The organism is Photobacterium sp. OFAV2-7, assembly GCF_022347985.1.
Classification (GTDB): Bacteria; Pseudomonadota; Gammaproteobacteria; order Enterobacterales; family Vibrionaceae; genus Photobacterium.
On the sequence record NZ_JAKRFQ010000168.1, the window covers coordinates 1 to 7,339 of the forward strand.

Below are 7,339 nucleotides of genomic sequence, written 5' to 3' on the forward strand. Positions count from 1 at the left end.
AGTTCAGTTGGTTAGCCTATTTACCTTGGCTATTTCCTTGAGAGCAGAGCGGCCTGTCACGCTGCCGAAGGCATTCGCGGGTTCGAGCCCCGCCGGAATGCCAGCCCAGCAGCCGTCACTTAAGAATACTCTTCGATCTCTTTCTATTATTCCTACCATGCTCTCAACATCCGTTGTAATGATAATTGGTTTACATGTAACGATTGATGGTTAAAAAGTGCTAGCAAGCCTTCAAGACGATATCGCCTATAACGCTGTACAGGTTATAGAGCTTATGGAACATAATAGGTAAAAAGCTGTGCGTGATTTTATTTGTTGTTTTTCAAAGGTTTATGGTCTTATATTTCGGTTTGAAAATTGATAGTGAAAAATGATCAGCTTTTGGCTTCCCATATCACTTAAAGTTGTACGGCAAAAAGCATGTTGCAGCTCGCACCGGGAAAGGGTTCAGGGTAAGATCCCGGTATGGTTAAAGCATGCAGAGCATGAAGGGAAAGGTGATGACAGTAACCACCAATGACAATACACATGTTGATAGCGATCTGCTGACGGAGATTGCCATTGCTTACTATCAGGATGGAGCGACGCAGGAAGAGATCTCGAAAAAGTTCGGGATGTCTCGTGCTAAGGTCGGACGTTTACTGCGAAGGGCTCGCGATGAAGGGGTGGTTGAGATCACCGTTAAGTACCACCCGGTTTTCAGCGAGAAGCTTGAGCAACAGCTGATAGAAAGATTCAACCTTAAGCGTGCTCTGATTGCTTTGGATCAGCCGGACGATGAAACCCAGCGTCAGCAAGTCGCGAGTTTAGTCTCTAGCTATTTGGCATCCACTTTGACTGATGACATGGTTGTGACGGTTGGACAGGGCAGGAACATTGCCACGATTGCCAACCATGTTGGGGTTGTACCGCATCGCAAATGTCGTTTTGTGTGTGGGATTGGTGGTACTCACCGCTCGGGAAATGCCATTAATGCTGACCATATCTGTCGCCAGCTAGCCAAGAAGTATGATGGCATCAGTGAAACCTTGTATGCGCCAGCGTATGTTGAAGACATCAAGGTAAAAGAAGCTTTCATGAAAAACGGTACGGTCAAGGAAACACTAGACCGTGCCCGCCGCGCTGATGTTGCTTTGGTCGGGGTAGGGGATATGAACGAGAACAGCCATATGGTTAAGCTGGGCTGGTTCACACCACAGGAGATTGTTGAGGCTCGTATTCGTCGAGGCGTTGTCGGCGATATTGCAGGCTATGACTTCTTTGATAGCCAGGGACAGAAGGCCGATACCATGATGAGTGATCGTGTGATTGGCTTGAGTATGGAAGAGCTGCGCCATATTCCGACGGTCGTCGTTACTGCCGCTGAAAACAGTAAGGCGCTAGCCTTGCTTGGCGCATTGCGCTCCGGGGTTGTAGATGTATTGGCAACCAGTGTAAGTAACGCACTAACAATTCTGAACCTTGATCAGCAGATGAAGTAATTTCAGAGTAATACGTTGTTTTGACAAAGGCTGCATTATTGCAGCCTTTGTTGTTTAAGCGGGCCAGAAAATTGGTTGCTATGCTTTTCTAATGGCATGGGGCTCGCTTTTCCAGCACTTTTTTAAGGGTATCGCGTTGAGAATTGCATGGTTATTGTTGCTGTGGTTGTTGCCACTTCAATTTGTTGTGGCTAGCCCGTGGGAGAGTATCAGCTCCCCTAGTACGGGTAAGTCGGAATCTATTGGTACCTATAATAACGGTTGCCTGGCAGGTGGCGAAAACCTGCCGTTGCAGGGAGATGGCTATCAGGTGATGCGCTCTCATCGCGGACGTTATTACGGCCATCAGGAAATGATTCAGTTTCTTCATGATCTTTCGAAAAAAACACGTCAGCTTGAACTCGGCCAGTTACTGGTGGGTGATATCGCCATGCCGCGTGGTGGGCGTTTTTCCTCTGGTCACGCGAGCCATCAAACAGGCTTGGATGCAGATATCTGGCTTAAACTGAGTGACGGGCCTTTATCTGAAGAGCAACTCATCGATGTTCAGCCGTTGCCGATGGTTCATATCAAGGACTATAAAATTAACCAGGAAAACTGGGGTCAGGAGCAGGCTATGCTGGTGCAGCTGGCTGCTGTTGATGAACGGGTTGCGCGGATATTCGTCCATCCGGTTATTAAGGAGCAACTCTGCAAACGTGAATGGACTGACCGAGGCTGGTTGCGAAAAGTTCGCCCCTGGTGGGGACATTACTACCATTTTCATGTCAGGTTGCACTGCCCGGATGGTGATGCAAACTGTAAACCGCAAAAAGCGCCACCTGCCGGTGACGGTTGTGGGGCAGAGCTGGCTTCGTGGAAACCTAAGCCTGAGTCAGGCAAGGCAAAAAAGAAAAAGGTAGCCAAGAAGAAAAAACAGCCACCTAAACCTCCTGAGCAATGTCTGGCCTTGCTGCGATGAGACACGAAGAGACTGTTCTGAGATAATTGTTGGTGCCGGAAAACAAAAAAGCGCCGTATGGCGCTTTTCTATATTGTTTACCTGAGTGGTTAGGCAAGTCCCTGCAGGGTGACAAACTTTTCAAGTAGTTCGTCATCTGTCTCGACATGCTCCGGATCGGTAATAATGCAATTGGTGATCGGGCAAACTGACTGGCAAGTCGGTTTGTCGTAGTGCCCTTTACATTCAGTGCATCGATCTGGGTCGATCTCGTAGATCTCTGCGCCCATGGTGATCGCCTCGTTCGGACACTCGGGATCACACATGTCGCAGTTAATGCACTTACTGGTAATAAGTAGTGCCATAACGATTACTTACTGTCTTTTGGAGCGTGAGGGTTACGGGTATTCTCACCGGTATTGAGGTTGCGCATTAGTAGACCGTAATCCAGATCCATATCCTGAGGTACCGGGATAAAGACGAAGTGGCCGTTGCCTTTCGCATCATCAATTGACTCAGACTTGCGGTTTTCCATCATCTCAAGGTTGAAGATCACGTTGCCTTTCGGTGTCATGACTTCAAGGCTGTCACCAACAATGAACTTGTTCTTCACTTCGACTTCGGCCAGATCGCCGCGGCGCTTACCGGTGAATTCTCCGACGAACTGCTGAGAGTCAGAGATAGAGTAACCGTAGTCGTAGTTCTGGTAAGAATCATGAGTGTGGCGACGTAGGAAACCTTCGGTATAACCACGGTGCGCCAGGCTTTCCAGGGTACCCAACAGGCTCTCGTCAAATGGCTTGCCGGCGACTGCATCGTCAATCGCTTTGCGGTAAACCTGAGCGGTACGTGCACAGTAGTAGAATGACTTGGTACGGCCTTCGATCTTCAGTGAGTGCACACCCATCTTAGTCAAACGCTCAACGTGCTGTACGGCACGCAGATCTTTTGAGTTCATGATGTAAGTGCCGTGCTCGTCTTCAAAAGCAGCCATTTTTTCTTCCGGGCGGTGTGCTTCGCTCAGTAGAACGACTTCATCAGTTGGCTTGCCGCGTCCGATAGTCGTTTCAGGACGCTCGTCCTGTACTTCAATCTCTTGCGTTTCGCTCGGGTTGAACTCTTCAACGATTTGACCGGCATCGTTTTCAGCACCTTTTTCTACCTTGTATTCCCAGCGACATGCGTTAGTACAAGTGCCCTGGTTAGGGTCACGCTTGTTGATGTAGCCAGATAGCAGGCAGCGACCTGAGTAGGCCATACACAGTGCACCGTGAACGAACACTTCCAGCTCGGTTTCCGGACAGTGCTTGCGGATTTCTTCGATTTCTTCCAGTGACAGCTCGCGAGAAACGATCACGCGCTCAACGCCGTTGGCTGCCCAGAATTTTACCGTTGCCCAGTTTACGGCGTTCGCCTGAACTGACAGGTGGATCGGCATTTCCGGGAAGTTTTCGCGCACCATCATGATTAGACCAGGGTCTGACATGATCAAGGCGTCCGGGCCCATCTCGACGATAGGTTTCAGGTCGCGAATGAAGGTTTTTAGCTTAGAGTTATGCGGCTGAATGTTACAAACCACGTACAGCTTTTTGCCTTGTGCGTGGGCTTCATCGATACCGATTTTCAGGTTTTCGTGGTTGAACTCGTTGTTACGTACACGAAGGCTGTAACGTGGCTGGCCAGCGTAGACAGCATCAGCGCCGTATGCGAATGCATAGCGCATGTTTTTCAGGCTGCCGGCAGGCGATAACAATTCAGGTTTAAACATAGCTCTTATATTCCAGTGTCTGATTCCAAATCAGGCCGTATCAGTAGGGGATACGGATGTGAGGCGGGATTTTACTGTGATCACTACCACAAAGGCAATTAAAACAGAGTTTAGTTTTGCGTAGAAGGGAGTTGATAGAAGGGGGGGGATGACTGGAGAGAGGCACGAAGGCATGTGATAACCGCTCGTACCTCGTCAGCTTATTATTACTCTTTCGCCTCTAGCCCGCCCAGTACCTCGAACAGGTTTGGCAGGAAGGCCGAGAACTCGCCGCACATTAGCGAGAGATCGGCATCGATACGCTGAGCGATATCTTCTCTGTCGATATCTTCGTTCTGATCTTTGATTTCATCAGAGAATTTCAGGCGCTTCAGTGACAGGTCATCTGCCAGAACAAAGTCGATACGGTCTTGCCAGTTGATGGCAAGCTTGGTGACCAGTTTGTCGGCTTCGATATGGGCCAGGATTTCATCACAGCTCAAGTCCTGCTGCTTACAGCGGATCACCCCGCCGTCTTCCAAAATGGCTTTCAGCTCAGCTTCTTCACCGACGGTAAAACCGTTCGGAGAGGTGTTGGAGCGAACCCACTCGGTCATGGTCAGCTCTGCAGGCTTCTCTGGCGTAACAGGAATTACTGGCAGACTTCCGATAGACTTACGCAGCAGCGCCAGCAGATCTTCGGCTTTTTTGAAGCTGCCGGCATCGACAAGCACAAAGCCCTCTTTTGGCATGATCAGCGCGTAGGTCTGCTGGTTACGGCTAAATGCCCGAGGCAGCAGATCCATCACGATTTCATCTTTGATGGTGTCTTTTTCGCTTTTCTTCAGCTTGCGGCCCTGTTCCTGCTCCTGCGCTTCGATCTTGGCGGTCAGTGATTCTTTGATCACCGAGGCCGGCAGCATTTTTTCTTCCTTGCGGGCACAGACAAGAATGTTGTCGCCGATAACGTGAGTGAACATATCACCATGCTTGCCCAGTGCGTGAACCCAGCCGAATTTCTGCTTGTCCTGGCTTCCACAAGGGGTGAAGCGAAACTCTTCGAGTTGTTTTTCCAGCTGATCCGGATTGAGTTCAATTTCGCGGCTAAAGCGATAGGTCAGTATGTTTTTAAACCACATCATGGCAGTTACAAATCCTAGGTTGTGCATTTGGCTGTCAATCTTATTGCATTGCTCTGGTTTTGTCGCAATTTTTCTGTCGCCGAACAGCTTGGGAAAACCATTTTGTAGGGTACAATCGTTTCAGTTTTCCCGACTGGCATATACACCAATAATGAAGATCCTCCATACCTCCGATTGGCACCTTGGCCATCAGCTGCATGGTTATAACCGTGACTACGAACATCAGGTTTTTCTGGACTGGCTGGCCGATACACTAGAGCAACAGCAAATTGATGCGCTGTTGGTTGCGGGTGATATTTTTGATACCGCCAACCCGCCTGCGAGCGCCTGGCGAATGCTCTATCGTTTTATGGCCCGACTGGCAAAAACTATGCCCCAGCTTAATGTCGTAATGATAGGCGGTAACCATGACTCACCGAGTAAGCTTGATGCGCCGCATGAGCTATTGAAAGCCTTTGATTTGCATATGGTAGGTGGGATTCATCGTGGTGAAGACGGTCAGCTTGATCATCAGCGGATGTTGGTACCACTTACCAACAAATCGGGTGAGCAGACTGCTTGGGTGCTGGCGGTGCCGTTCCTGCGTAGCGCAGACTTGCGAACAGACAATCTGGCTGAAGAGGATGATCGTTTGATCAAGGGGGTTGAGACCCTGTATACCGAGATGACGCAGGCTGCCCGGGAGCAGAAAAGCAGCCAACAGGCGCTGATTGGTATGGGGCATGCGTTTATGGCTTCCGGCAAGTTGTCCGAGATGTCGGAGCGTCGAGTACTCGGGGGAAACCAGCATGCGCTGCCGGCCTCTATTTTTGCTGATGATATTAGCTATGTTGCGTTGGGACATCTGCACTTGGCGCAACGGGTCGCGAAGAAAGAGCATGTTCGCTATAGCGGCTCACCGTTGCCCTTGTCGATGTCCGAGCGGGACTACAAGCATCAGATCGTGGTCGTAGAGCTAGATGGCGACCAAGTGACTGATATTGAGCCTATCACGATCCCACGTGCTGTAGACATGCTAAAAGTACCGCGTTCTCCAGCACCGTTGGAGCAGGTGCTGGAAGAGCTTGAGGCCCTAGAGGTTGATGATCTTCCTCGCGAGCAGCAGCCGTTTCTCGAGGTGCATGTCCGTCTTGATAAGCCTCGGGCCTTATTGCGCGAAAAAGTGCTCGCCGCACTAGATGGAAAAGCGATTAGGCTGGCCAAAATCACCCCGCACTACCAGCAGCAGGAGCGACAGGATGATCTGCGCCACCGCCGCCTGTCAGATGTTTCACCGCAGCAGGTGTTTGCCTTGAGCTGGGGGAAAAAGTACGACGGCGAGCCGGATGAAGCGATGGCCGCAGCTTTTGAGAGTCTGCTTGGTCAACTGGACGATAGCGAAACGGTCACAGAATAGAGTAGTGGAATAATAACGATGAAAATTCTAGCGCTACGCGGCGAGAACCTTGCCAGCTTACAACATAAATTCGAGATAGATTTTGCCCACGGTCGCCTTGGTGACGCGGGACTGTTCGCCATTACCGGTAAAACAGGCGCCGGCAAGTCGACCTTGCTGGATGCAATTTGTCTGGCTCTTTTTGACCGGATCCCCCGCTTGAAGTCGAACAAGAAAAATGATGCGGAAATTGGTCGTGATGACGATGTCAGCCGCATTAAGGCCAATGATGTTCGTAGTATTTTGTCACGTGGTAAGGCGGAAGGTTTTGCCGAAGTTGACTTTGTCGCCAATGACGGTAGCCACTGGCGTGCACACTGGCATGTCCGCCGTGCCCGTGGCCGTGCCGAGGGGCGGATCCAGGCATCGGAGCAGTGGCTGGAAAACCTGGAAACCGGTCAGCGCTTTGCCGGCAAGAAGCAAGAGTTGCAAGCGGAAATTGAGCGTCTGGTCGGCTTGACCTTCGAGCAGTTCCGCCGTGCGGTGATGTTGCCGCAGGGGGAGTTTGCCGCGTTCCTGAAAGCCGGTGCCGATGAACGTGCCGCCTTGCTTGAGCGAATGACGGGAGGCGAGATTTATGGCCGTCTGTCGGTG

8 protein-coding genes are annotated in these 7,339 nt (G+C 50.6%); 5 read left to right on the forward strand and 3 right to left on the reverse strand.

The window, feature by feature from the left end; all coding sequences use genetic code 11:
* The 3 genes from MHN01_RS11020 to mepA form a co-directional block, all read left to right on the forward strand.
* Positions 1-214 (forward strand): hypothetical protein (locus MHN01_RS11020; RefSeq protein ID WP_239411396.1); only part of this gene is annotated, 214 nt, incomplete at its 5' end.
* Positions 215-500: 286 nt separating this feature from the next.
* On the forward strand, positions 501-1,481 hold the full coding sequence (locus MHN01_RS11025; RefSeq protein WP_075763606.1) for a sugar-binding transcriptional regulator: 981 nt from the start codon (positions 501-503) through the stop codon (positions 1,479-1,481).
* A gap of 136 nt (positions 1,482-1,617) precedes the next feature.
* Positions 1,618-2,442, forward strand: a complete 825-nt coding sequence (mepA, locus tag MHN01_RS11030; protein ID WP_255725156.1) for a penicillin-insensitive murein endopeptidase — start codon at positions 1,618-1,620, stop codon at positions 2,440-2,442.
* A gap of 89 nt (positions 2,443-2,531) precedes the next feature.
* Here the strand turns inward: mepA and MHN01_RS11035 are convergent, their stop codons facing one another.
* The 3 genes from MHN01_RS11035 to rdgC form a co-directional block, all read right to left on the reverse strand.
* Positions 2,532-2,786, reverse strand: coding sequence for a YfhL family 4Fe-4S dicluster ferredoxin (locus MHN01_RS11035; RefSeq protein WP_075763607.1), 255 nt, complete (start codon positions 2,784-2,786; stop codon positions 2,532-2,534).
* Positions 2,787-2,791: 5 nt separating this feature from the next.
* Positions 2,792-4,189 carry a tRNA 5-hydroxyuridine modification protein YegQ gene (gene yegQ, locus MHN01_RS11040; RefSeq protein ID WP_239411397.1) on the reverse strand — a complete coding sequence of 466 codons (1,398 nt, stop codon included), beginning with the start codon at positions 4,187-4,189 and terminating at the stop codon, positions 2,792-2,794.
* A 206-nt stretch (positions 4,190-4,395) separates the two neighbouring features.
* The gene (gene rdgC / locus MHN01_RS11045; RefSeq protein ID WP_239411401.1) at positions 4,396-5,307 is read right to left on the reverse strand and encodes a recombination-associated protein RdgC; all 912 of its coding nucleotides are present in this window, start codon (positions 5,305-5,307) and stop codon (positions 4,396-4,398) included.
* Between the two features lie 154 nt (positions 5,308-5,461).
* On the opposite strand from rdgC, the gene MHN01_RS11050 reads away from it, so the two are divergent.
* Together MHN01_RS11050 and MHN01_RS11055 are read left to right on the forward strand one after the other, a co-directional pair.
* Entirely contained in the window at positions 5,462-6,706 is a 1,245-nt protein-coding gene (locus tag MHN01_RS11050) for an exonuclease SbcCD subunit D C-terminal domain-containing protein (protein WP_239411398.1), read from the forward strand.
* A gap of 18 nt (positions 6,707-6,724) precedes the next feature.
* Positions 6,725-7,339, forward strand: a 615-nt coding sequence (locus tag MHN01_RS11055) for an AAA family ATPase (protein ID WP_239411399.1), incomplete at its 3' end; no start/stop codon positions are given.

What these genes read in the sequence shown, in the direction of transcription:
- MHN01_RS11035 (WP_075763607.1), bottom strand. Translation starts at nt 2,786, where the DNA reads ATGGCACTACTTATTACCAGTAAGTGCATTAACTGCGACATGTGTGAT.
- rdgC (WP_239411401.1), bottom strand. Translation starts at nt 5,307, where the DNA reads ATGTGGTTTAAAAACATACTGACCTATCGCTTTAGCCGCGAAATTGAA.
- yegQ (WP_239411397.1), bottom strand. Translation starts at nt 4,189, where the DNA reads ATGTTTAAACCTGAATTGTTATCGCCTGCCGGCAGCCTGAAAAACATG.
- MHN01_RS11050 (WP_239411398.1), top strand. Translation starts at nt 5,462, where the DNA reads ATGAAGATCCTCCATACCTCCGATTGGCACCTTGGCCATCAGCTGCAT.
- MHN01_RS11025 (WP_075763606.1), top strand. Translation starts at nt 501, where the DNA reads ATGACAGTAACCACCAATGACAATACACATGTTGATAGCGATCTGCTG.